This window comes from Methylosinus sp. Sm6 (genome assembly GCF_019802345.1).
GTDB lineage: Bacteria > Pseudomonadota > Alphaproteobacteria > Rhizobiales > Beijerinckiaceae > Methylosinus.
Map to the genome: position 1 here is coordinate 169,518 of NZ_JAINDZ010000003.1, position 22,865 is coordinate 192,382.

The 22,865-nt window shown below is 67.1% G+C and carries 23 protein-coding genes; 11 read left to right on the plus strand and 12 right to left on the minus strand.

What is annotated here, in order from left to right:
* Positions 1 to 198: 198 nt before the first annotated feature.
* Together K3F48_RS03660 and K3F48_RS03665 are read left to right on the plus strand one after the other, a co-directional pair.
* Positions 199 to 1,023, plus strand: coding sequence for a hypothetical protein (locus tag K3F48_RS03660; RefSeq protein ID WP_222574039.1), 825 nt, complete (start codon positions 199 to 201; stop codon positions 1,021 to 1,023).
* Positions 1,024 to 1,072: 49 nt separating this feature from the next.
* Positions 1,073 to 1,786 carry a hypothetical protein gene (locus tag K3F48_RS03665; RefSeq protein WP_222574040.1) on the plus strand — a complete coding sequence of 238 codons (714 nt, stop codon included), beginning with the start codon at positions 1,073 to 1,075 and terminating at the stop codon, positions 1,784 to 1,786.
* 238 nt (positions 1,787 to 2,024) lie between these two features.
* On the opposite strand, the gene K3F48_RS03670 is transcribed toward K3F48_RS03665, so the two are convergent.
* The 5 genes from K3F48_RS03670 to K3F48_RS03690 all read right to left on the minus strand — a co-directional run bounded on the left by K3F48_RS03670 (position 2,025) and on the right by K3F48_RS03690 (position 7,146).
* A complete protein-coding gene (locus K3F48_RS03670) occupies positions 2,025 to 2,423 on the minus strand; it encodes a F0F1 ATP synthase subunit epsilon (RefSeq protein ID WP_222574041.1) in 399 nt (132 codons plus the stop codon).
* A 133-nt stretch (positions 2,424 to 2,556) separates the two neighbouring features.
* A complete protein-coding gene (gene atpD / locus K3F48_RS03675) occupies positions 2,557 to 3,993 on the minus strand; it encodes a F0F1 ATP synthase subunit beta (RefSeq protein WP_222574042.1) in 1,437 nt (478 codons plus the stop codon).
* Positions 3,994 to 4,024: 31 nt separating this feature from the next.
* Positions 4,025 to 4,906: a F0F1 ATP synthase subunit gamma gene (locus K3F48_RS03680; RefSeq protein WP_222574043.1), complete on the minus strand. Its 882-nt coding sequence runs from the start codon at positions 4,904 to 4,906 to the stop codon at positions 4,025 to 4,027.
* Between the two features lie 147 nt (positions 4,907 to 5,053).
* Complete coding sequence (gene atpA, locus K3F48_RS03685) at positions 5,054 to 6,583, minus strand: F0F1 ATP synthase subunit alpha (RefSeq protein WP_222574044.1); 1,530 nt, start codon at positions 6,581 to 6,583, stop codon at positions 5,054 to 5,056.
* Complete coding sequence (locus tag K3F48_RS03690) at positions 6,583 to 7,146, minus strand: F0F1 ATP synthase subunit delta (protein ID WP_222574045.1); 564 nt, start codon at positions 7,144 to 7,146, stop codon at positions 6,583 to 6,585. Before K3F48_RS03690 ends, atpA begins: the two co-directional genes overlap by 1 nt.
* Positions 7,147 to 7,540: 394 nt before the next feature.
* Here K3F48_RS03690 and K3F48_RS03695 point away from each other — a divergent pair, with 394 nt between their 5' ends.
* Together K3F48_RS03695 and K3F48_RS03700 are read left to right on the plus strand one after the other, a co-directional pair.
* Positions 7,541 to 8,419 carry an S-methyl-5'-thioadenosine phosphorylase gene (locus K3F48_RS03695; RefSeq protein ID WP_222574046.1) on the plus strand — a complete coding sequence of 293 codons (879 nt, stop codon included), beginning with the start codon at positions 7,541 to 7,543 and terminating at the stop codon, positions 8,417 to 8,419.
* On the plus strand, positions 8,416 to 9,177 hold the full coding sequence (locus K3F48_RS03700) for an SIMPL domain-containing protein (protein WP_255608141.1): 762 nt from the start codon (positions 8,416 to 8,418) through the stop codon (positions 9,175 to 9,177). Before K3F48_RS03695 ends, K3F48_RS03700 begins: the two co-directional genes overlap by 4 nt.
* 192 nt (positions 9,178 to 9,369) lie before the next feature.
* On the opposite strand, the gene K3F48_RS03705 is transcribed toward K3F48_RS03700, so the two are convergent.
* Entirely contained in the window at positions 9,370 to 9,996 is a 627-nt protein-coding gene (locus K3F48_RS03705; protein ID WP_222574047.1) for a transglycosylase domain-containing protein, read from the minus strand.
* Positions 9,997 to 10,174: 178 nt separating this feature from the next.
* On the opposite strand from K3F48_RS03705, the gene K3F48_RS03710 reads away from it, so the two are divergent.
* The 5 genes from K3F48_RS03710 to cysE all read left to right on the plus strand — a co-directional run bounded on the left by K3F48_RS03710 (position 10,175) and on the right by cysE (position 17,804).
* Entirely contained in the window at positions 10,175 to 10,702 is a 528-nt protein-coding gene (locus K3F48_RS03710) for an adenine phosphoribosyltransferase (RefSeq protein ID WP_222574048.1), read from the plus strand.
* Between the two features lie 178 nt (positions 10,703 to 10,880).
* Positions 10,881 to 11,999 carry a murein L,D-transpeptidase family protein gene (locus K3F48_RS03715; RefSeq protein ID WP_222574049.1) on the plus strand — a complete coding sequence of 373 codons (1,119 nt, stop codon included), beginning with the start codon at positions 10,881 to 10,883 and terminating at the stop codon, positions 11,997 to 11,999.
* A gap of 116 nt (positions 12,000 to 12,115) precedes the next feature.
* Complete coding sequence (locus tag K3F48_RS03720; RefSeq protein WP_222574050.1) at positions 12,116 to 14,956, plus strand: DEAD/DEAH box helicase; 2,841 nt, start codon at positions 12,116 to 12,118, stop codon at positions 14,954 to 14,956.
* Positions 14,957 to 15,372: 416 nt separating this feature from the next.
* Positions 15,373 to 16,884, plus strand: a complete 1,512-nt coding sequence (locus tag K3F48_RS03725) for a PLP-dependent aminotransferase family protein (protein WP_222574051.1) — start codon at positions 15,373 to 15,375, stop codon at positions 16,882 to 16,884.
* 44 nt (positions 16,885 to 16,928) lie between these two features.
* Complete coding sequence (cysE, locus tag K3F48_RS03730; protein ID WP_222574052.1) at positions 16,929 to 17,804, plus strand: serine O-acetyltransferase; 876 nt, start codon at positions 16,929 to 16,931, stop codon at positions 17,802 to 17,804.
* Here cysE and K3F48_RS03735 read toward each other — a convergent pair.
* The 3 genes from K3F48_RS03735 to dapF all read right to left on the minus strand — a co-directional run bounded on the left by K3F48_RS03735 (position 17,792) and on the right by dapF (position 20,231).
* Positions 17,792 to 18,112, minus strand: coding sequence for a hypothetical protein (locus tag K3F48_RS03735; RefSeq protein ID WP_222574053.1), 321 nt, complete (start codon positions 18,110 to 18,112; stop codon positions 17,792 to 17,794). The genes cysE and K3F48_RS03735 overlap by 13 nt on opposite strands.
* Before the next feature lie 89 nt (positions 18,113 to 18,201).
* Positions 18,202 to 19,368: a MiaB/RimO family radical SAM methylthiotransferase gene (locus K3F48_RS03740; protein WP_222574054.1), complete on the minus strand. Its 1,167-nt coding sequence runs from the start codon at positions 19,366 to 19,368 to the stop codon at positions 18,202 to 18,204.
* Positions 19,365 to 20,231, minus strand: coding sequence for a diaminopimelate epimerase (gene dapF, locus K3F48_RS03745; protein ID WP_222574055.1), 867 nt, complete (start codon positions 20,229 to 20,231; stop codon positions 19,365 to 19,367). Before dapF ends, K3F48_RS03740 begins: the two co-directional genes overlap by 4 nt.
* Positions 20,232 to 20,380: 149 nt before the next feature.
* Between dapF and K3F48_RS03750 the strand changes: the two genes are divergently transcribed.
* Complete coding sequence (locus K3F48_RS03750; RefSeq protein ID WP_222574056.1) at positions 20,381 to 21,106, plus strand: GyrI-like domain-containing protein; 726 nt, start codon at positions 20,381 to 20,383, stop codon at positions 21,104 to 21,106.
* Here K3F48_RS03750 and K3F48_RS03755 read toward each other — a convergent pair.
* On the minus strand, positions 21,042 to 21,335 hold the full coding sequence (locus tag K3F48_RS03755; protein WP_222574057.1) for a helix-turn-helix transcriptional regulator: 294 nt from the start codon (positions 21,333 to 21,335) through the stop codon (positions 21,042 to 21,044). The two genes, K3F48_RS03750 and K3F48_RS03755, sit on opposite strands and share 65 nt — an antisense overlap.
* Positions 21,336 to 21,341: 6 nt before the next feature.
* On the minus strand, positions 21,342 to 21,905 hold the full coding sequence (locus K3F48_RS03760; protein ID WP_222574058.1) for a DUF2975 domain-containing protein: 564 nt from the start codon (positions 21,903 to 21,905) through the stop codon (positions 21,342 to 21,344).
* Positions 21,906 to 22,016: 111 nt separating this feature from the next.
* Between K3F48_RS03760 and K3F48_RS03765 the strand changes: the two genes are divergently transcribed.
* Positions 22,017 to 22,649: a hypothetical protein gene (locus tag K3F48_RS03765; protein WP_222574059.1), complete on the plus strand. Its 633-nt coding sequence runs from the start codon at positions 22,017 to 22,019 to the stop codon at positions 22,647 to 22,649.
* Positions 22,650 to 22,683: 34 nt separating this feature from the next.
* On the opposite strand, the gene K3F48_RS03770 is transcribed toward K3F48_RS03765, so the two are convergent.
* Positions 22,684 to 22,830, minus strand: coding sequence for a hypothetical protein (locus K3F48_RS03770; protein WP_222574060.1), 147 nt, complete (start codon positions 22,828 to 22,830; stop codon positions 22,684 to 22,686).
* Positions 22,831 to 22,865 lie beyond the last annotated feature (35 nt).

Genomic DNA, 22,865 nt, shown 5'->3' on the forward strand with positions numbered 1-22,865 from the left:
CTGTCGGCGCGCGAATGTCAATTCACTATAGGTCGAAGCCGCTGGCCACAAAACTACAATACTCCTGTGTGATATTCGATCCGCGGCGTCCGGCGCGCCGCGAGGCGAGAAAAGGCTCGGCGCATGCAAACCATAAATGCTAAAGAGTTCTTGTCGCTCCCGCCCGGACCCGGGCGACGCCGCTATAGGTGCTACGCCATGGCTCAAAGACCATCCAAAGACGCGAAACGTGACGATAGAGGCCTCTCCGCCCGGGAGAAGGCGCCGCCCACTTTTGTCGGACAAAGGGTCAAGCCGGCCGTGATCGTCGTCGGCGCCGACAAGGGCGGCGTGGGCAAGACGACGATCGCGCGCGCGCTGCTCGATTATCTCGCGGCGAACAATGTGCTGACGCGCGCCTTCGACACGGAGACGCCGCGTGGAACGCTGCGCCGTTTCCATCCCGATCAGACGACGATCGTCGACCTCACCTCGACCTCCGATCAGATGAAGATCATCGATACGCTCGGCACGGCGGAGGTCAAGGTCAGCGTCGTCGACGTGCGCGCCGGCGGGCTCGAGCCGGCGCTGCAGGCGCTGCAGGACACCGGCTTTCTCGATGCGGTGCGCGAGCGCGAGGTCACCTTCATCCTGTTTCATGTGCTCGGCTCGTCCATCGCCTCGCTCGACGAGATCGCCGAGGTCGCGCCCTATGTCGATGACGCGGACTATTTCCTCGTCAAGAACCATGTCAACGACACGACCTTTTTCGAATGGGACCCGGTGACGCACCGGCGCTATTTCGAGAAGGTGGAGACCGCCGGCGAGGTGACCATCCCCAAGCTGAACGAATTGTCCTATGAGCAGGTCGAGCTTGCCGGGACGTCCTTCTCGACCTTCGTCGCCAATCGCGCCGCCGACGGCGAGCCCGCCGATCACTCCTTCGTTCTGCGCGGCTATGTGCGCACATGGCAGAGCAAGATCGCCGACGAATTCGACCGCATCCGCCTGCTGGAGCTGATCGCTGGCAGAGAGGCGCGCTGAGCGCGCGAGGGCGCTGCGAACGAGAGCGCGGCGCGACGAGAGTGGAGAGATGAGACGACGCAGTTTCGTGTTCGTCGCCTGTTCGCCGCATCCACGCACGGGTGTTTCGACGACCGCGCGGCTGCTGACGGATTTCCACCTGTCGCGCCATGCGCCGGTCGAAGGCTTCGACACCGATCCGCACGCCTCGCGCTATGCGGAGCTGTTTCCCGCCCATGTCCGCGCCGTCGACGCCGCCGATATCAAGGGACAGATTTCTCTGTTCGACCGGCTGCTCGTCAATGACGAGACGCCGAAGATCGTCGACGTCTGGTCCCGCTCCTATGATCGCTTTTTCGGCACGGTTCGAGAGATCGGCTTCGTCGAGGAAGCGCGTCGCAATGGCGTCGAGCCGGTCATCCTGTTCCATGTCGACCCTTCGCAGACGAGCCTCGCGCGCGCGCACGCCCTTCACGCCGCCTGGAGCGATGTGGCGATGGTCGTCGTCAACAATGAAGGCGCCTCGCCGCTCGGCGCCGCCGCGCATGAGATTCTCGCGCATTATCCGGCGTCGCGGAAATTCGTCATCGCTCCGCTCGACGCCGCCGTGGCGCGATCGCTCGAATCGCCTGAGCTGTCGCTGAGCGGATTTCTCGTCGCGCCGCCGCCCGCCATGTCGATTGTCGTCCGCGCCGCGCTGAAAGCCTGGCTCGCGCCGATCTTCACGCAATTCCGCAGCTTCGAGCTGAGGCAGCAATTGAATGGGGCGGAATTCTTGAGATAGGCGGGAGGATAATATCCCCAACCCTCTTCCAGAGGAGCCGCCGCAGGCGGCGTCTCGAAGGACGGCCGCGCGGGGCGCAATCAATGGTTTCTGCCCGTAGCCATCCTTCGAGACGCCCGCTGCGCGGGCTCCTCAGGATGAGGGTGATTGGGCTGTAATCCTTCACCCGATTACCTGGGGCGGCCCCTTCTCCCACTCGTGGAAGAAGGGGCGCGCGTCGAGAGTCTCGATTTCGATCTTACAATCCCAGCGCCGCCTTCAGCTCTTTCAGCTGATCGAGCTTTTCCGCCGCGAGGCGGCGCGCCTCGTCGGACTTGGCGTCGGCGACATCCTCGCCCGCGTTCTTGATGTCGGCGTCGATCTTGGCGGCGTCGAGCTCGGCGACCGGGATCGCAAATTCGGCGAGGATGGTGAAGCCGCCCTGCCCGACATCGGCGAAGCCGCCGCGCACGAACAGCCTGTCCTTTTTGCCGGCCTCGTCGATCTCGACGACGCCCGGCTTCAGCACCGTCATCAGCGGCGCATGGCTCTCGAGAACCGTGAACTGGCCTTCGGCGCCCGGCGCGACGACAGCGTCCACCTCTCCCGAGAACAACAGCTTTTCGGGAGAGACGAGTTCGAAGTGGAACGTGGCCATGAAGGGCTCCGTCGTCTAAGCAGGATTTCGGAAAAGCGGGAACCGGCTTTCCGATCAAAATCCTGCAAAACCAAAAAACTCCGAGCGGACATGCGGTGGCGAGCCAATGCGCGTCCGCTCGGCGATTAACGGATCAAGCCGCTTCCTTGGCGAGCTTGGCGGCCTTCTCGACGGCTTCCTCGATGGTGCCGACCATATAGAAGGCGGCTTCGGGAAGATGGTCGTACTGGCCCTCGACGAGACCCTTGAAGCCCTTGATGGTGTCGGCGAGCGCGACGAGCTTGCCCGGCGCGCCGGTGAACACCTCGGCCACATGGAACGGCTGCGACAGGAAGCGCTCGATCTTGCGGGCGCGCGCCACCGTCAGCTTGTCCTCTTCCGACAGCTCGTCCATGCCCAGGATCGCGATGATGTCCTGCAGCGACTTATAGCGCTGCAGAGTCGACTGCACCTTGCGGGCGACCTCGTAATGCTCCTCGCCGACGATCGCCGGAGAGAGCATGCGCGAGGTCGAGTCGAGCGGATCGACCGCCGGATAGATGCCCTTTTCCGCGATCGAGCGGTTGAGCACGGTGGTCGCGTCGAGATGGGCGAAGGAGGCGGCCGGCGCCGGGTCGGTCAGATCGTCGGCCGGCACGTAAATGGCCTGCACCGAGGTGATCGAGCCCTTGGTGGTCGTGGTGATGCGCTCCTGCAGCGCGCCCATGTCGGTGGCGAGCGTCGGCTGATAGCCCACCGCCGAAGGAATGCGGCCGAGCAGAGCCGACACTTCCGAGCCCGCCTGGGTGAAGCGGAAGATGTTGTCGACGAAGAACAGCACGTCCTGGCCCTTGTCGCGGAAGTCCTCGGCGACGGTGAGGCCGGTCAGGGCGACGCGGGCGCGGGCTCCCGGAGGCTCGTTCATCTGGCCATAGACCAGCGCGGCCTTGGAGCCGGCGGCGGAGCCGTTTTCGGGCTTCTTGTTGACGCCGCCCTCGATCATCTCGTGATAGAGGTCATTGCCCTCGCGCGTGCGCTCGCCGACGCCGGCGAAGACGGAATAGCCGCCATGCGCCTTGGCGATATTGTTGATGAGCTCCATGATGATGACGGTCTTGCCGACGCCCGCGCCGCCGAACAGGCCGATCTTGCCGCCCTTGGCGTAAGGCGCCAGCAGGTCGACGACCTTGATGCCGGTCTCGAGGATCTGCGCCTCGGTCGCCTGCTCGGCGTAGGACGGCGCCGGCTGATGGATGGCGCGGCGCGCGGTCGTCTTGATCGGACCGGCCTCGTCGACCGGCTCGCCGATCACATTGATGATGCGGCCGAGCATCTCGTCGCCGACCGGAACCGAGATCGGCGCGCCGGTGTCGGTCACCGCCTGGCCGCGCACGAGACCTTCGGTCGAGTCCATGGCGATGGTGCGCACGGAATTCTCGCCGAGATGCTGCGCGACTTCGAGCACGAGGCGCGCGCCCTGATTGGTGGTCTCCAGCGCGTTCAGGATTTCCGGCAGGTAAGCGTCGAACTTCACGTCGACGACAGCGCCGATCACCTGCGTGATGTGACCCGTGCTCGTGGGGGTAGCCATTGTCTCGTCCTCTCGACTGTTGTTCTCGACGTCAGAGCGCCTCGGCGCCCGAGATGATCTCGATGAGTTCCTTGGTGATGATCGCCTGGCGCGAACGATTGTAGAGCGTCGTCTGCTTCTTGATCATGTCGCCGGCGTTGCGCGTGGCGTTGTCCATCGCGCTCATGCGCGCGCCCTGCTCGGAAGCGGCGTTCTCGAGCAACGCGCGGAAGATCTGCACCGAGATATTGCGCGGCAGCAGAACGGTCAGGATCTCGTCCTGGCCGGGCTCATATTCATAGGACGGCTGCGGTCCGCTCGCTGTCGCGGCGTTCTCATTGGTCGGAATCTGCGCCGGAATGAGCTGCAGCGCGGTCGGGATTTGCTGGATCACCGATTTGAACTGCGAGAAGAACAAGGTCGCGACGTCGAACTCGCCGCTCTCGAACAATTCGATCACCTTGCGGCCGATGGCGTCGCCATTGTCGAAGCCGAGCTGGCGCACGCCGCGCAGCTCGACCAGCTCGATGATGTTCTTCTCATACTGGCGGCGCAGCTGGTCGTAGCCCTTCTTGCCGACGCAGAGAATCTTGACTGTCTTGCCCTGCCCCTGCAGGCGCGCGATGTGCTCGCGGGCGAGCCGGACGATCGAGGAGTTGAACGCGCCGCAGAGGCCGCGCTCGGCGGTCGCCACGATGAGCAGATGCGTCTCGTCGCGGCCATTGCCGGTCAGCAGCAGCGGCGCGCCCGATGACACGCCGCCGGCGAGATTGGCGAGCACTTTCTCGATGCGCTCCGCATAGGGACGCGCCGCCTCGGCCGCCGCCTGGGCGCGGCGCAGCTTGGCGGCCGCGACCATCTGCATGGCCTTGGTGATCTTCTGCGTCGCCTTGACGGAAGATATGCGGTTTCGAAGATCCTTCAACGAGGGCATGAGAGAACCCGTCTCATTGCGACCAGAGCGGCGCCGTCATTGCTGGGAGCGAAGGGACGCGGCAATCGCGGAGCCGCCCCGCGGCTCTCGATTGCTCGGCTTCTCTCGCAATGACGGGCCAATGTTTCCGGTCCTAAGGTTGCGCGCTCAGGCGAAGGACTTGGAGAAGGCGTCGACGACGCTCTTCAGCTCGGCGGCGGTGGCGTCCGGCAGATCCTTCGTCGTGCGGATCGACTCGAGGATGTTCGGATACTGCGTGCGCAGCAGCGACAGCAATCCGTCCTCGAAGGCGCGCACGCGACCGACCGGCAACGGATCGAGATAGCCGTTGACGCCGGCGTAGATCACGCAGGTCTGCTCTTCCATCTTCAGCGGTGAGAACTGCGGCTGCTTCAGGAGCTCTGTGAGGCGCGCGCCGCGGTTCAAGAGGCGCTGCGTCACCGCGTCGAGATCGGAGCCGAACTGCGCGAAGGCGGCCATCTCGCGATATTGCGCGAGCTCGCCCTTGATCTTGCCGGCGACCTTCTTCGTCGCCTTGGTCTGCGCGGCGGAGCCGACGCGCGACACCGAGAGGCCGACGTTCACCGCCGGACGAACGCCCTGATAGAAGAGGTCCGTCTCGAGGAAGATCTGGCCGTCGGTGATCGAGATGACGTTCGTCGGGATGTAGGCCGACACGTCATTGGCCTGGGTCTCGATGATCGGCAGAGCGGTCAGCGAGCCGGAGCCGCGCTCGTCATTGAGCTTGGCGGCGCGCTCGAGCAGGCGCGAATGCAGATAGAACACGTCGCCCGGATAGGCCTCGCGTCCCGGAGGACGACGCAGCAGCAGCGACATCTGGCGATAGGCGACGGCCTGCTTGGAGAGGTCGTCGTAGACGATCACGGCGTGCAGGCCGTTGTCGCGGAAATATTCGCCCATGGCGCAGCCGGCGAAAGGCGCCAGGAACTGCATCGGCGCCGGATCGGAGGCGGTGGCGGCGACGATGATCGAATAGTCGAGCGCGCCGCGCTCCTCCAGCACCTTCACGAATTGCGCGACGGTCGAGCGCTTCTGGCCCACCGCGACATAGACGCAGTAGAGCTTGGCTTTCTCGTCGTCGCCGTCGTTCAGCGACTTCTGGTTCAAGATGGTGTCGAGCGCCACGGCGGTCTTGCCGGTCTGGCGGTCGCCGATGATGAGCTCGCGCTGGCCGCGGCCGATCGGGATCAGCGCGTCGATCGCCTTGAGGCCGGTCGCCATCGGCTCATGCACGGACTTGCGCGGAATGATGCCGGGAGCCTTCACATCGACGCGGGCGCGCGTCTCGGCGTTGATCGGACCCTTGCCGTCGATCGGATTGCCGAGCGCGTCCACGACGCGGCCGAGCAGACCCCTGCCGACCGGAACGTCGACGATGGCGCCGGTGCGCTTGACGGTCTGGCCTTCCTTGATGTCGCGGTCGGAGCCGAAGATCACGACGCCGACATTGTCGCTCTCGAGGTTGAGCGCCATGCCGGTGACGCCGTTCTCGAACTGCACCATCTCGCCGGCCTGGACATTGTCGAGGCCGTAGACGCGGGCGATGCCGTCGCCGACGGAGAGGACCTGACCGACCTCGGTGACTTCGGCCTCATTGCCGAAATTAGCGATCTCGTTCTTGAGGATCGCGGAAATCTCTGCGGCGCGGATAGCCATCAGCCGACCTCTTTCATGCGTGTGCGAATGGAATTGAGCTTGGTCTTCAGCGAGGCGTCGACCATGCGCGAGCCGAGCTTGACGACGAGTCCGCCGATGATCGACGGATCGACCTTGACGTCGAGACCCACGGTCTTGCCGCCGGTGACGCCGGCCAGCGCCTCGCGCAGCGCGCTCTCGTGATGATCGGCGAGCGGCGCCGCGACCGTCACCTCGGCGCGCACGAGGCCCTTGGAGGCGTCATGCAGCTGCTTATAGGCGACGATCATGTCGGGGAGGACGAACAGGCGCCGCTTGGAGGCGACGAGCCGGATGAAATTGGCGGCGATCCCGGAGATGTCCGCGCCGGCGAGAACGGGGCCGAGGGCCTTGATCTGCTCCTCGGCGGAGAACACCGGGCTCTTCACGAGGCGCTTCAGATCGGCGCTCTCGTCGATCAGCGCGCCGAAACCGGCCAGCGCCTGCGCCACCTCGTCGGCCGAGCCCTGCTCCGTCGCGAGATCGAACAGGGCCGACGCATATCGGCCCGCTACTCCGGAAAGATCGTCTCCGCCTGAAGCCACTTCAGTCTCGCTCTCGGATCGTCGTTGCTCGAAGCTCGCGCGCGTCGCGCGCGATAAGTGTTGCGAAGTGTCCCGCAATGGCCTCGAGCAAACTTGATTGTCGGGGGAAGGAGCGAAGGCGGTGACGCCAAAGCTCCAAGGCGCCCGTCCCCTAACACGGACCATTTTGCGGCGCAACCCTGCGGCGACCGCAGCGCGGGCAGTTTTCGGCGCCGCCCAAAAAAGCGCCATTTGTTCCGGCCGCGGCGCCGCAGCTTTGCCTTTACCTTTGACTTGACAGAGGTTTTGGATTTTCGGCCGGCTTTCCCCGGAGCCGCCTCCGGGTCGCCGCTTGCGCGCGCGAGGCGCGCATGGCACTTCCTGGCGCGATTGGGAGAGCTTTGGAGGATTGAGCATGGCGCGCGCGGTGGTCGGCATCATCGGAGGATCGGGCGTCTATCATCTGCCCGGGCTGCACAATATTCGCGAGGAGCGCGTCACGACGCCCTGGGGCGAGCCCTCGGACGCGCTGCATTTCGGCGAGGTGGGCGCAACCGAGGTCGTCTTCCTGCCCCGCCATGGACGCGGGCATGCGCTCTCGCCGTCCGGCATCAATTATCGGGCGAATATTTATGCGCTGAAGCAGGCGGGCGTCACCGATCTCGTCTCGGTCTCGGCCTGCGGCTCGTTCAAGGCGGAGCTCTATCCGGGCCTGTTCGTGCTGCCGGATCAATTCGTCGACCGCACCTTCGGCCGGCAATCCTCCTTCTTCGGCAATGGCTGCGTCACGCATGTGTCGATGGCGCACCCGGTCGCGCCTCTGCTCGCGGCGCGAATCGCCGCGGCGGCCGAGGCGGAGAGCATCGCCGCCGTGAAGGGCGGAACCTATGTGTGCATGGAGGGGCCGCAATTCTCGTCCTATGCGGAATCGCTGACCTATAAGGGCGCGGGCTATGACGTGATCGGCATGACGGCGATGCCCGAAGCCAAGCTCGCGCGCGAAGCCGAGCTCTCTTACGCGACCATCGCGATGGTGACGGATTTCGACTGCTGGCATCCCGAGCACGACAACGTCGAGGTCGCGGCGGTGATCGAGGTGGTGCGCTCCAACGCCGACAAGGCGAGCCGCCTGCTCGCACGCCTGCTCGAGGATTTTCCGAAGGAGCACGAGCCCTGCCCGATCGGCTCGGACCGCGCGCTCGACAGCGCCATTCTGACCGCGCCGGAGGCGCGCGACCCGCAGCTGATCGAAAAGCTCGGCGTCATTCTCGCGCGCGTCGGCGCGCCCAAATGACGGCGAGCGTCGCGCCGATGTGGAGGCTCGTGATGCGCAATCTCTCGCTTCTCGCCTGCGTGATGCTGGCCGCGCCGGCGCTCGCGCAGAGCAGCAAGCCGGTCAGGGATTTTCCCGTCGTCGATGTCGGCGGAACGGCGGTCGAGACCGTGGTCCCCGATCGCGCCGACATCACGCTCGGCGTCTTCGCCGAAAAGCCGACGGCGGCGGAAGCGACCGCAGCGCTGGCGCGCCAGTCGACCGGCCTCGCGCAGGAGATCGAGGCCGCCGGAATCGCCCGCAAGGATGTGAAGACCGCCAGCGTCGACCTGTCGCCGGTCTATTCGGAGGCGCGCGAGCCGAAGACGCAGATCGTCCGCCAAGCGCTCACCGGCTTTCGCGCCTCGACGCAGCTCGTCGTGACCACCGCCAATGTCGAGCAAGTCGGCGACCTTCTCGCCAAGCTTCTGTCGACGCATGCCAATCAGCTGGAGGGCGTCGCCTTTCGCGTCAGCGATCGCGCCGAGCGCGAGGACGCGCTGCTCGGCCGGGCGGTCGCCAATGCGCAAAAGCGCGCGCGGCTGCTCGCCGAAGGCGCGGCGATGAAGCTCGGCGATCTCGTCGAGATCGACGCCGGGCAGAGCGCGCCCATGGCCTATGCGTCTCCGAAAGCCGCGCGCGGAATGGCGACGGAAGCGGCCGCCTCCGTCGCCGTCCGGCCGGGAGAGGAACGCCTCGAGGCGCATGTGCGCACGCTCTGGCGCCTGCTGCCGAAATGAGCCGCGGTAAGCTTAAGCTTATTTCCGCTTTCTCGACTGCGAGCCTGAAGGCTCGCGGTCCGAAAGGGCGGGTCTGCACCGCGAGCCTTCAAGGCTCGCTCCTTTGCGAAAGCCCTTTCAATTCGACCGGCGAAGCGGAACAGCGGATTTCTGTATAGGCTCGAACGATTTCCGTTCGAGCGGAGACCGCTCCTAGCCGCAGCTCGCCAGCCAGACGTCGGCGAGCCCGCGCCGCTCGCAGAGGCCCGCGAGATATTTCTCGATGCGGCTCACACGTTCGGCGTTCGCCGCCGTTCCCGGCGCATAGTCCCGCGGATTATTGTTGGTGGCGACGAGGGAGAGAAACTCGTCGTCCGTCAGCTCCGCAAGCGGCTTGCCGAACCATTTGCGCGCCGAAGCCTCGAATCCGTTCACCTCGATGAAGGCCGCGAGCTGCGCGTTCTTGGAGGCGAGCGGCCCGACGGCGAATTGAGCGATCAGCGTCTGGCGAATCTTCGCGAAGCCGGGCTTGAAATCATCGAAATAGAGGCGCTTGACCACGGATTGCGCGACCGTGGTCGCCAGCGGCGCGCTCCAGTCGACGCCGTCCTCGCGCGTCCAGAAGTCCGGGTCCTGCACCCGGATCAAGGTTTCCGCCCGCTCGTCGGAAAGAGCGGCGGGCCGCTTCGCGCCATTGTCGGTGATCGCCTCATAGGGCGCGAACAAGCTCGGCGTTTCGGCGCGCGCGAGCGCGACGGAGACCGCTTCATAGACGATGGCCACGGCGGCGAACGCGCCGCCCGCGAGCGCGAGAATGCGCGCGAATCGAAAAAGAGCCATGAGCGAACCCTCGAAAATCTGCGACGGCGCGAGCCTGATGTGCAAACGGGGCGGCTCCGCGGCGTGATCTGGACGTTCTCGGGGCGCGAGCCGCGGCCCCGTTGACGTCGGATGTCCTTCCGCGCGGGAATGCGCTATGAGTGGGGGCGAAACCCTCACCATGCGCCGAGTTTCGAACATGCCTCTCGCCTCCGCAATTCGCACCATTCCCGACTATCCCAAGCCCGGCATCATGTTCCGAGACATCACGACGCTGCTCGGCGACGCCCGGGCGTTCCGTCGCGCCGTCGACGAGCTGGTGCAGCCCTGGGCCGGAACCAAGATCGACAAGGTGGCGGGCATGGAGGCGCGCGGATTCATTCTCGGCGGCGCCGTGGCGCATCAGCTGTCGGCGGGCTTCGTGCCGGTGCGCAAGAAGGGCAAGCTGCCGCATACGACCGTGCGCATCGCCTATTCGCTGGAATATGGCGTCGACGAGATGGAGGTGCACGAGGACGCCGTCGTGAAAGGCGAGCGCGTCATCCTGGTGGACGATCTCATCGCCACCGGCGGCACGGCCGAGGGCGCGATCAAGCTGCTGCAGCAGGTCGGCGCCGAGGTCGTGGCCGCCTGTTTCGTGATCGACCTGCCCGATCTCGGCGGCGCCAAGAAGATCGAGGCGCTCGGCGTGCCCGTGCGCAAGCTGGTCACATTCGAAGGGCATTGAAGCGCGGCGCCTCGCGCGAGGCGGTTCGGTGAATGCTTCGAAGGCCGCTTCACCCGAACGCCCTTTCCGGCATTTCGATCGATCGCCTGCGGTCGCGCGCCCCGCGTTAGCCTTTTGTTTGCCTTGTTCGGGTTCTGTAATGGCTCGTGTCGCTCGCGTTTCGTCGTAACGGGTCGCCATGAGGACCAGCAAGCCTCGCCTCTTCCTGCTGGCCGTCGCCCTGTCGTTCGGCCTCGTGGAGGCGTGCGTGCTCGCCGCCATCGCCTGGAATGCGCCGCTCGACGCGGCGCGCCCTGCTCCCGCGGCCGTTCGTACGACCGACGCGAACGACACGAGGCCCCGCCTCCTCGGCGCGCCCTATGGCGCGCTGCTGCAGAATTTCGGCCCGCGGCGGCATGCCGCCGCGCCTGCGGAGGAGCAGCCGTCGCCCGTCGTCGCCATCGAGCGCGCCGCTGCGCCGGAGCCTGCCGCCGGATTCCCCGCGCCCTTGCCGCCCGCCCGGCCGGTGGAGCTCGCATCGCTCGGCTATTTCGGGGTCGTCGCGCCGCGGCCGCCGGCGCGTCCGCGCGAATTCGCCGGGCCCGCGACGCCGATCACTCTCGCATCGCTCGCCCCGGCGAGCGATTCGGCCGCGCCCTTTCCCCGCCGCGAGGACGGCAATTTCCGCCTCGGCGCCGCCGCCTATGTGCGCATCTTCAAGAAAGAGGGCGAGCTCGAATTATGGCTGAAGCGGGACGGCCGCTATTCGCTCTACAAGACTTATTCGATCTGCAAATGGTCCGGCGGCCTCGGTCCGAAGCTGCGCTCCGGCGATTACCAGTCGCCGGAAGGATTCTACAGCGTGTCGGCGCGCCAGCTCAATCCGAACTCCGCCTATCACCGCGCCTTCGACATCGGCTTCCCCAACGCCTATGACCGGCGCAACGGCCGCACCGGCGGCGCGCTGATGGTGCATGGCGCCTGCAAGTCGGTCGGCTGCTTCGCCATGACCGACAAGGTCATCGAGGAGATCTACGGCTTCGTGGAAGCGGCGCTGCGCGGCGGCCAGCACGACGTGCCGGTGCATATCTTTCCCTTTCGCCTGACAGAAGAGGCGCTCGCCAAAGAGACGAAAGGCGATTGGACCAGCCTGTGGGCGGTCCCGCCGGAACGGCGGCAATGGGCCGGCTTCTGGCAAAATCTGAAGGAAGGCTACGATCTCTTCGAGCGCACCGGCGAGCCGCCGACGGCCTATGCCTGTGGCGCGCGCTATGGCTTTCAGGCCGACGGCTCCTGCACGCGCATTGCCGGCTGGTGAGCCGCGCGAAAGCTGTGCGTTCCAGCCGCAGGCCGTTGCGCGACGCTCGCGCCTTGCCGATCCTCGATCGTGAGATTCGCGATTCGCCCGCGGGTCGTCGGCGGAGATCGAGCGCAATGGCCGGCAAGAACAAATCGACGACCGGAGCCGCGAGCCGCAAGCGCGGCGCGCCGGCGGCAAAAGCGCGCAAGGGCAGAACGAAAGCCAAAGCGGTGCTCGAGCGCGTCGCAGCCGCCGGCTGGCGCACCAGCGACGAGGACGAGATCGCGATGCGCCGCTGGCGCGGCCAGACCGAGATCGGCGAGGTCGTCGCGCTGACGTCGGAGCATGGCTTCTTCGGCGATTTTCGCGTCGGCTCGGCCGGCGGGCGCGGTTATGACGTCGAGATTCGGAGCCTTTCCGAGCAGGTCAATTCCTGCGGCTGCGTGGATGCGGCGGTAAACGGCCTCGGAACCTGCAAGCACATCGAGGGAACGCTGGCGGCTCTGCGCCGCGGCAAGAGCCGCGCCTTTCGCGCTGCGGCGACCGAGGGAAGCGCTTTCGTCGAGATTTTTCTCGACCGCCGCGGCGAAGCGACCCCCGGGATCCTCTGGCCCGCCGCCTCCGACGACGCCGCTGTCGCGCAGGCGCGCGAATGGCTGGCGCCTTATCTCGGGACGGACGGTCGGCCGAAGGCGGACCCCGAAGAGATCGCGCGCCTCATCGACGCCGTCGCCGCGGCGCCGGAGCCGGCGCGCGCCCGGCTGCGCGTCTCGCGCGGCTTCGCGCCATGGATCGAGCGGGCGCGGCGCAATCGCGCCCGCGTCGAGGCGGCCGCGGCCTTTCGCGACGACCTCGCCGCCGGACGCGAGACACTCGACATATTGAAGCTGCCGCTGCTGCCCTATCAGCGGACCGGCGCCATTCATCTCGCTTTCGGCGAGCGCGCCCTGCTCGCCGACGACATGGGCCTCGGCAAGACCATTCAGGCGATCGCCGCTTGCGAGCTGCTGGCGCGCCGCAAAAAGATCACCAAGGTTCTCGTCGTCTGTCCGACCTCGCTGAAAGCGGAATGGGAGGAGCAGATCGCGCGCTTTTGCGGCCGCGACTGCCGCCTCGTGTTCGGATCGCGCGCGCAGCGGCTCGCCGCCTATGGCGGCGCGCCCGCCTTCTTCACCGTCGTGAATTACGAGCAGGTGGCGAGCGATGCCGACGACGTCACCCGTCTCCTCGCGCCCGACGTGGTCGTGCTCGACGAGGCGCAGCGCATCAAGAACTGGCGCACCAAAACGGCGCGGCAGGTGAAGGCGCTGCGCGCGGCTCACGCCTTCGTGCTCACCGGCACGCCGATCGAGAACCGCATCGACGAACTCTATTCGATCGTCCAATATCTCGATCCGGACGTGTTCGGCTCGCTGTTCCGCTTCAATCGCGACTTCTATGAGCTGGACGAGCGCGGCCGGCCCGTCGACTATAAGAATCTCGCGCAGCTGCGCGAGCGCATCGCGCCGCTGATGCTGCGTCGCCGCAAGGCCGAGGTGGAGAAGGAGCTGCCAGGGCGCACGGTCAAAACCTATCTCGTGCCGATGTGCGACGAGCAGAAGCTCCGCTATGAGGATTACAGCATTCCCGCCGCGCGGCTGATCGCCCAGGCGCAGAAGCGCCCGCTGCGGCAGCAGGAATTCGAGCGGCTGCAGCAATTGCTCGCCTGCATGCGCATGGTCTGCGACACGCCGGCGATCCTCGATCCGGCTTGCCGCGTCTCTCCCAAGCTCGAGGAGCTGGAAAAAATTCTCGGCGAATTGCTCGAGGACGAGGGCCGCAAGATCATCATCTTCTCCGAATGGGAGCGGATGCTGACGATGATTCGCGAGCTCGCCGCGGAAATGGGCGTCGAGGCCGCCTGGCATACGGGCTCGGTGACGCAGGAGCGCCGGCGCGCCGAGATCAACCGCTTCAAGCGCGATCCGGCCTGCCGGCTGTTCCTCTCCACCGACAGCGGCGGCGTCGGCCTCAATCTCCAGGTCGCGAGCGCGGTGATCAATATCGATCTGCCATGGAATCCGGCAAAGTTCGAACAGCGCATCGCCCGCGCATGGCGCAAGAATCAGCAGCGCTCGGTGAGCGTCGTCAACCTCGTCGCCGAAGGAACGATCGAGCACAATATTCTGCATCTCATCGGCCAGAAGCAGGCGCTCGCCGACGGCGTGCTCGACGGCGAAGGCGATCTCTCAGAGCTCAAAATGCCCTCCGGCCGCGCCGCCTTCATCGAGCGCATGCAGGCGATGATGGAGCGCCCGCGCATTGCGCCGCGCATCGTCTCGGCGCAGCAGCTCTTCGTCGACGATCTGCTGAACCGTTTGGGCGAGCATGTTCTGCTCGTCGAGGAGCGTCGCGGCGCGGAGGGCGCGGCGCGCCTCCTCGTCGTGCTCGACGCCGACGACGCGGCGCTCGCCGAGGAGACGGCGCGCGTCGCAACGCTCGACGCGCCGGCGGTGGACCTCATGGACCTGCGAAGCTGGCGCGCGACGCGGCGCCTGGCCGAAGCCGGACTGCTGCGTTTTTCCGGCGAGCCGCGCGAGCTGCATCGCTCGTCGGCGCTGCCGCGCGAAGACGGCGCGCCCGCGATGCGTCGCGGCGGCGACGCCATGGCCGAAGCCGACCGCACGCTGCGCATGGCGCGAACGCTCGCCGAGGGCGGCTTTCCGGAAGAGGCGCCGCCTCTGCTCGCTCGCGCGCTGCGCGCCGCGGCGCAGGCGCTGCTTGCGGCGCGCGGCGAGCAGGCGGCCGACTCCGGCGACGAGGACCTTCGCCGTCTCGTCGCCTGCGGCGCGCTGCCCGACGAGACGTTGCCGGTGCTGGAAGCGATGCGCGTCCTCCCGACGGACGCCGGCGTCGCGGAGGTCGCGCCACTGCTGTCGTCGGCCGCGCGGATCGTGGCGACGATCCGGCGCAACGAGCCCTCGCTCTGCTCCTGATGCCCCGGGGACGGCGCTGAACGCGCGAATGCGCGTCCGAGGGGAGCGCGAGGTCTGCGGCGGTTCCCGATCCGCCGCCGGCCCAGCGTCGCCATCGGACGCGCGAGCCTCCCGCTCTGGCGAGAGGATATGCGTTCAGCGGAACAATTGCGTCAGGAAATGCATCAGGATCAAAAAGAATCCGAGCACTCCGCCGATTCCGAGCAGCGCTTTGGCGACCGAGTTGCTTTTGGTCTGCATGATCGATGTTCCTCCCGATAGCGAGCGAACCTGACGCTACCGGAACGGCGGCCGCCGAAAACCGCCAACTCTGCGATCGCGAGGGGTCCAGCCCCTCTCTTGACATCTCAGTCCCAGCCGATCGAAGCTCGCAGCGGCCCTGCGACAATAACCAAAAGCCGAAACGGAGGGGTCCAATGCTGCGTCCGTGGACGTTCAACCTGTCCGAACGGATCGATGCGCGCCGCGGCGCGCCGCTCTATCTGCAAATCGTCCATGCGTTCATCCATGAGATCGAACGCGGACGCCTCGTGCCCGGCGCGCCTTTGCCGAGCAGCCGCGAGCTCGCCGCGACGCTCGGCGTCAATCGCAAGACCATCGTCCTCGCCTATGACGATCTCGTCGCGCAAGGCTGGCTCTCGACCGACCGCACGCGCGGAACCTTCATCTCCACACAACTGCCGGAGACGCGGCCGGCCGAGAGCGGCGCGCGCGCCGATGCGCGCTCGGCGGAATTCGCCTTTCACGCAGCGCCCGAGCCGCGGCTGGTCTTCGCCGGGCAGGACCGGATCGTCCTCGACGACGGCCTGCCGGACCCGCGCCTCTTCTCGATCGACACGCTGCTGCACGCGCATCGCGAGGCGGGACAGCGCGCCGCGCGCGCGGGCGGGCTCGGCTATGGCGATCCGCGCGGCGCGCTCGATCTGCGGCGCATGATCGCCGACATGCTCGCGACGCATCGCGGCGTCGTCGTCGACGCGGATGAGATCTGCGTCACGCGCGGCAGCCAGATGGGCATTTTTCTCGCCGCGCGCATTCTGCTCTCGCCGGGCGACGCCGTGCTCGTCGAAGGCCTGTCCTATGCGGCGGCGCGCGACGCTTTCGCGGCGGCGGGCGCGGAGGTGATCGGCGTCGGCCTCGACGCGGACGGACTCGTCGTCGAGGATGTCGAGCGCGAATGCGCGCGGCGCGCCGTGCGCGCCGTCTATGTGACGCCGCATCATCAGTTTCCCACTACCGTCTCGCTCACTCCCGAGCGGCGGCTGAAGCTGCTGCAGCTCGCGGCCGAGCACGGCTTCGCCGTCATCGAGGACGATTACGATCACGAATTTCATTTCGAGCGCCAGCCGCTGCTGCCGATGGCGAGCTATGCGCCGGGACGCACGATCTATATCGGCTCCATGTCGAAGCTGCTGCTGCCGGGCCTGCGCGTCGGCTATATCGCCGCGCCGCAGGAGGTCGCGCGCGCCATGGCCAATGTCGCGGCGACCATCGACCGCCAGGGCAATGCGCTGACCGAGCTCGCCGTCGCCGAGCTGATCCGCTCAGGCGAGTTGCGCCGCCATGTGCGCAAGGCCCGGCAGATTTATGCGCGCCGGCGCGACGCTTTCGGCGCCGCTCTGCGCGCCGCCTTCGGCGATCTCGTCGACTTCTCCGTCCCCGACGGCGGCCTCGCCTATTGGGCGCGGTTTCGCGACGAGGCGACGCTCGACGCGCTCGAGGCGAACGCCGCGCGCAACGGCTTGCGCATGCTGCCCTCGACCTGCTTCGCCGCGCCGCCGCAGACGGGCCGCGGCCTGCGCCTCGGTTATGGGAGCCTCGACGAGGCGGAGGCGGCGCGGGCGATCCGGCGGCTCGCCGACGCCGCGCTGCGCGGAAGCGAATCAACGCCGAAACTGGACGAAGCCATGGCGAGGCGCCACATATGACCGGCTCCAGCGGCCGACGCCGCGACAAATGAGCGAGGACGCGCATGGACGCCAATGAGCCGGCCGATCGCGACGAAGCGCCCGCGATGAACCGCGCAGCCGTGCGCCTGTCCTCCGGCGACGCGCTCTGGGCGCATATCCGCGAGGAGGCGGAAGCGACGCTCGCGCGCGAGGGCGCGCTGGCGAGCCTCGTCATGGCGGCCGTCGTCAATCGGCGTTGTTTCGAGGACGCCGTCATTCACAGGGTCGCCGCGCGCCTCGGCAATGGCGCCATGCCCGCCGACATCATCATCGACGCATTTTCGCGCGCGCTCGACGAAGACCCATCGATCGGCGAGGCCTTTCGCGCCGACATCAAGGCGATCGCCGAGCGTGATCCCGCCTGCGGCCGCCTCATCGAGCCCTTGCTCTTCTTCAAGGGCTTTCATGCGATCGAAACGCACCGCCTCGCTCATCGTCTATGGACGAAAGGCCAGCGCGATTTCGCGCTCTATCTGCAGAGCCGCGCGTCGGACGCCTTCCAGACCGATATTCATCCGGCCGCGCCATTCGGCCGCGGCGTGTTTCTCGATCATGCGACCGGACTCGTCGTCGGCGCCACGGCGGTGGTGGAGGACGACGTCTCCATTCTGCAGAATGTCACGCTCGGCGGCACCGGCAAGGAGAGCGGCGACCGCCATCCGAAGGTCAGGCGCGGCGTCATGATCGGCGCCGGCGCGAAAATTCTCGGCAATATCGAGGTCGGCGCCTGCTCGCGCATCGCGGCGGGCTCGGTGGTGCTGCGGCCGGTGCCGCGCAACGTGACCGTCGCGGGCGTGCCGGCGAGCGTGATCGGCGCCGCCGGCTGCGCCGAGCCGGCCCGCGACATGGACCAGCTGCTGAGCCGGCTCTCCTACGATTCCTTCAGCTATTCCATCTGAGCGTCCTCACGCCCGCGCTCCGCCTTCTCGCGTCCGACGCGAGCCGTGAGCCGCGCGAAGGAGAGGTCTTCGCCGGCCGCGCTCTCGCCGAGCGCGAGCCGCAGGAAGCGCGCCGGAAAGCAGATGGCGTCGATATTCGCCTCGCGCAGCTCCTGCGGACGCTGCGGATCGGAGGCGAGGCGCTGCTCGACGCCGGCGAGCAGAGCGTCGATCTCGCCTTCGGCGAGCAGGCCCTTGTCGCGCAGCGCGCCGAACAGAGCGGCGAGCACCGCATAGACGCCTTCGAGCTGAAGATTGGCCGTGTTCATGATTGCCTCTCGGGGTCGTGGCCGATGAGAGGCTAACCTCGATCGCGGGGATTCGATCCCTCGCCGAACGAGAATCTCGACGTCCGCGACTATCCTCGGCCGGCCTGCGCTCCGATCAGCGCGCGCCCGTCATGATCCGTCGCGATCATGTCGAGCATTCGTCCGGGCTCTTCGCCCGGCGTGCGCATCGGGGTGAAATCCGCCGCGCGCGCGAGGCCGCCGCGCTCGGTCAAGACCCGCAGCCGCTTGCCGCGCTGCGCGTCGAGATGGCGCGCCAGCGCCGCATCCCCCGCCGCGCGCAGCCGCGCCGCGCGCTCCTTCACGATCGCGCCGTCCATCTGCGGCATCAGCGCCGCCGGCGTTCCGGGGCGCGGCGAGAAGGGGAAGACGTGAAGATGGGTGAGCCCGCAGGCTTCGACGAGATCGAGCGTGCGCGCGAACATCTCCTCGGTCTCGGTCGGAAAGCCGGCGATGAAGTCCGCGCCGAACACGATGTCCGGCCGCGCCTCCCGCATGTCCTCGCAAAAGCGAACGGCCTCGGCGCGCGAATGGCGCCGCTTCATCCGCTTCAGGACGAGATCGTCGCCCGATTGCAGCGACAAATGCAGATGCGGGGCGAGCCGCGGCTCTTGCGCCATCAGCTCGACAAGATCGGCGTCGGCCTCGATGCAGTCGATCGAGGAGAGGCGCAGGCGCTCGAGCTCCGGCGCCGCGCGCAAAATGGCGCGCGCGAGCGCGCCGAGCGTGACGTCCTGATATCGGTAGCTGGTGAGATCGACGCCGGTCAGCACGATCTCGCGCCGCCCGCTCGCGACGAGCCGCCGCGCCTCGGCGATCGCATCCTGCGGCGGCGCGGAGCGCGCGGGTCCGCGGCCGAACGGAATGACGCAGAAGGTGCAGCGATGATCGCAGCCGTTCTGCACGGCGAGGAAGGCGCGCGTCTGCCCTTCCGACGCGCTCTGCGCGACGGGCGCATCCTGCGCCTCGCCGAGCACCCGCGTCACCCCCTCCATGGCGGCGAAACGCTGCGGATCGATGCGCGCCGCGCAGCCGGCGACGACGATCTCCGCCCGCGGCCGCTCGCGATGCAGGCGGCGGATCGCCTGGCGCGCCTGGCGCGTCGCCTCCGCCGTCACCGCGCAGGTGTTGACGATGACGACGTCTCCCGTCGCCTCGGCGCGCGCCTCGCGCAGCAGCGCCTGCGAATCGACGACATTGAGACGGCAGCCGAAGGTGACGACGTCGAGCGCGCTCACGCCTCTTGCTCTCGAAAAATGCGCGGATCGAGCCGCGTCTCGAATTCGAGCTCGACCGGGCCGGTCATCAGCACATGATCATTTGCGCCCCAGGCGATGTCGAGCTCGCCGCCGGGAAGGCGCACCTGCGCCTCGCGTCCGCAGAGACCGGCGCGCGAAGCGGCGACGAGCGTGGCGCAGGCGGCCGAGCCGCAGGCCTTGGTCGCGCCCGTTCCCCGCTCCCATACCCGCAGCAGGATATCGTTCGCCGCGGCCACGTGGGCGAAGGACACATTCACGCGGTCGGGAAACAGTGGATGCGTCTCGATGACCGGCCCGAGCGCGTCGAGATCGATCGCCGCCAAGTCCTCGACAAAGAACACCGCATGCGGATTGCCCATATTCACCGCCGAGAAGCCGGCCGGCGCGCCGGCGACGGGCGGCGCCAGCGCGACATGAGCAGTGTCGGCGCCCTCGCCCGCCAGCGGAATTGCGCGCCAGTCGAGCCGCGGAGCGCCCATATCGACCGTGAACAGGGCCTCCCCCCGCCGCCATGTGCGAATCGGCCCCGCCGCCGTCTCCAGAAGAAGGGCGTCGCCCTCCCCTTTCTCGCCGAGAACGAAAGCCACGCAGCGCGTGCCATTGCCGCAGGCGCCGGAGAGCGAGCCGTCATTGTTGTAGATGCGCATGAAGGCGTCGGCGCCCGCCCCACGCGGCTCGTGCAGCGTCATGAGCTGGTCGAAGCGCAGTCCCGGCGCGCGGGCGATGGCGCGCGCCTCCGCCGGCGCGACCTCGAGGCTGGTCCCGCGCAGATCGAGCACCAAAATCTCATTGCCGATCCCGTTCATGCGAAGGATCGGACGATCGGCGAGAGGGCTGGTCATGATGACGTTCATTTCCTGTTGCAGGAGTATATAGAAGGATCGACCGCGACGCGCCAAGGCCGCCGCTCGAAAGACCCGGGCGTTTGCCTGCCGGTCGCGCGCGCCGCCCGGGGCGAGGCTGAAGCTTTTCGGAAAAGGAGTGTGATTTCATGCAGAAGCTGAAAGGCCTCTGGGGTTGGCTCGCCGCTCTTGTCGCCATTCTCGCCGTCGGCGGCTATGTCGCGACGCAAAATTTCGTGAGCGATTCGCCCGTCGTCGCGCCCGCTCGGGTGGCGCAGGCGCAGGCGCCGGCGCCTTCCGCCGCCCCCGCCGCTCCGGCGCCGGCGCCGGAGAGCCCGCTCGCGCCGCCCCCCAAGCTCGATCTCGGCGAGCCGGCCCCCGAGGCCGTGGTGGAAGCGCCGGCCGACGCGATCGCGGGCCAGGCGATCGACATTCCGGCGCGTCCCGTCGCCCGGCTGCGCGGCCAGGGAGCCTGGACGGATGGTCTGAAAACGCTGGCGGACGCCCTGGCGACGGCGAAAGCGGCGGCGGATAAAGCGGGACTGACGCCGGACGGCCGCCCGTTCGTCGCTTTCACCGAGACCGACGACAATGGCTTCCATTTCGAGGCGATGCTGCCGCTCGCCAAAGCGCCCGAGGGCAAGCCCAAGCTCGACGGCAGCGTCGAGATCGGCGCCTCGCCGGCCGGCAAGGCGCTGAAGTTCCAGCATCGCGGCCCCTATGCGGAAATCGACTCGACCTATGAGGCGATCACCGCCTTCCTGGACGAGAAGGGCCTCGACACGAAGAATCTATTCGTCGAGGAATATCTCACCGATCTGAAGACCAGCGACGACGACGGGCTCGAGGTCGACATCTATGTCTTCCTGAAGTGAGAGGCGTCACGTCGCCGCCTTCCTTCTCCGGGCGATAGTCGAGAATATCGCCCGGCCGACAGTCCAGCGCCTCGCAGATTTTTGCCAGCGTGTCGAAGCGGATTCCTTTCACCGCGCCGGATTTCAACAGGCTCGCGTTCTGCTCGGCGACGCCGATCCGCTGCGCGAGTTCGCGCGAGCGCATCTTGCGCCGCGCGAGCATCACATCGAGATCGACGAAGATCGCCATGGGCGCTCACACGAATTGCGCATGCTCGCCAGCAATGTCGGCGGCGGTCTTGAAGATATGCGCGATGGCGACGAGCATCAGCGCGAAGATGACGTTGAGCAGGTCCTCGAGCCTTATATATCCGTGCTGATTTTGACCGAGCGGGAGATGCGCGGCGAGCGAGAAGATGATCGCGGAGCGCGCCGCCACCTCGAGGAGCAGCGTCGCGAGGCCGAGAAGCCCCGCCCGGCGAAGCCATTTGGCCGCCTCGACCGAAAACACGCCGCCGTTCAGATAGAGCGTGAAGACGCGCCACAGGCAGGCGCAGGTCGCCGCGACGAACAGCCAGACGACCAAGCCGACCGCCAGAGCAACGGCGTATTGTTCCGAGGATGCGCCGGCGACATCGATTTGCAGCAAGGCGCGAAAATGCCGCTCGACCGCCTCATGGTCGATCCAGAAGGCGATCACCGTGGCGAGATCGGCGAGGGGGAAGAGAATGACGAAAACGCGAATCGTCTGGCAAATCCAGCCGATGCGCCCGCGCAGCTCGCGGAGGCGCTCGTTCTGCGAAATCGAAAGGAGGTTCATGCTCGCGTCCTTTGCTGGCGCGAGGCGGGATCCTCACGCGGCAAAACGATTTGACATGCAATATTTTTAATGTCAAACATGAATTTATTAATGTTTTGCAAGGATGCAGCCATGACCCGCGGCCTCCCTCCCCTCGCGCTCGCCCTCGCTCTGTCGCTATCGGCCTGTAACGGCGTCCCTCTGTCCACCCAATGGAAGCTGCGCGCCTTCAATCTGTCGACGGCCGACGTCGCGCCCTTGCGCGTCGCGCTGCGCGCGCCCGAATGGCTCGAGCCCACGCCTGCCGGCGCGCGCGTCGTCGTCACCTATTGGCGTGACGGCGAGGAGGACGCGAAGCATGTGCTGACGATTCGTCTCGTCTCCGCAGCGCATGAGGAAGATCTACCGGCCCTCGCCGAGCTCGATGCGGCGACGAGCGGCAGGCTCGCGATCTTCGAGGCCGACCGGCGCGATCTCGCGGCTGCCCGCGCCGCGCAGGAGGAGGGAAAGCGCTGGCGCGAGAGCGGCGCGAAAGGACATGGCGCGCTCGATCTGTCCGGCGGCCTGTTCTGCCGCCGCGCCGAGATTCCGAACGGGCCCGCTCGCTTCGACATTTATGTCCACGCCGACGACGCGCTCGGCTGGTTGCCGCTGCTGCTCGGCCATGACGCTCATGCGCCCGGCGCGGACGAAAAGAAGCTCGCCGATTTCATGCCGCCCTGCGCCGCGGCGCCCCCGAATCTCGCGGCCAAGGCGCGGAAATAGAGCTTGCGATCCGCTTCTGTCCAGGGCAGTCGGCTCAACGAGAATCGGCGCTGGAAGAGGCGTTCCGCTTGTCCCACGGGGGAAGGAGCGCCGAAGGCTCGGGAAGCGTGCTCTCCCAGTCTTCGTAGTCGAACCCAAAAGTACAGTTTTCCACGATCTGCTCGAGCTGCTTCCGTTGCATGAAGGTTTCCTCGTCCTTCGAGACGCCCGCTTCGC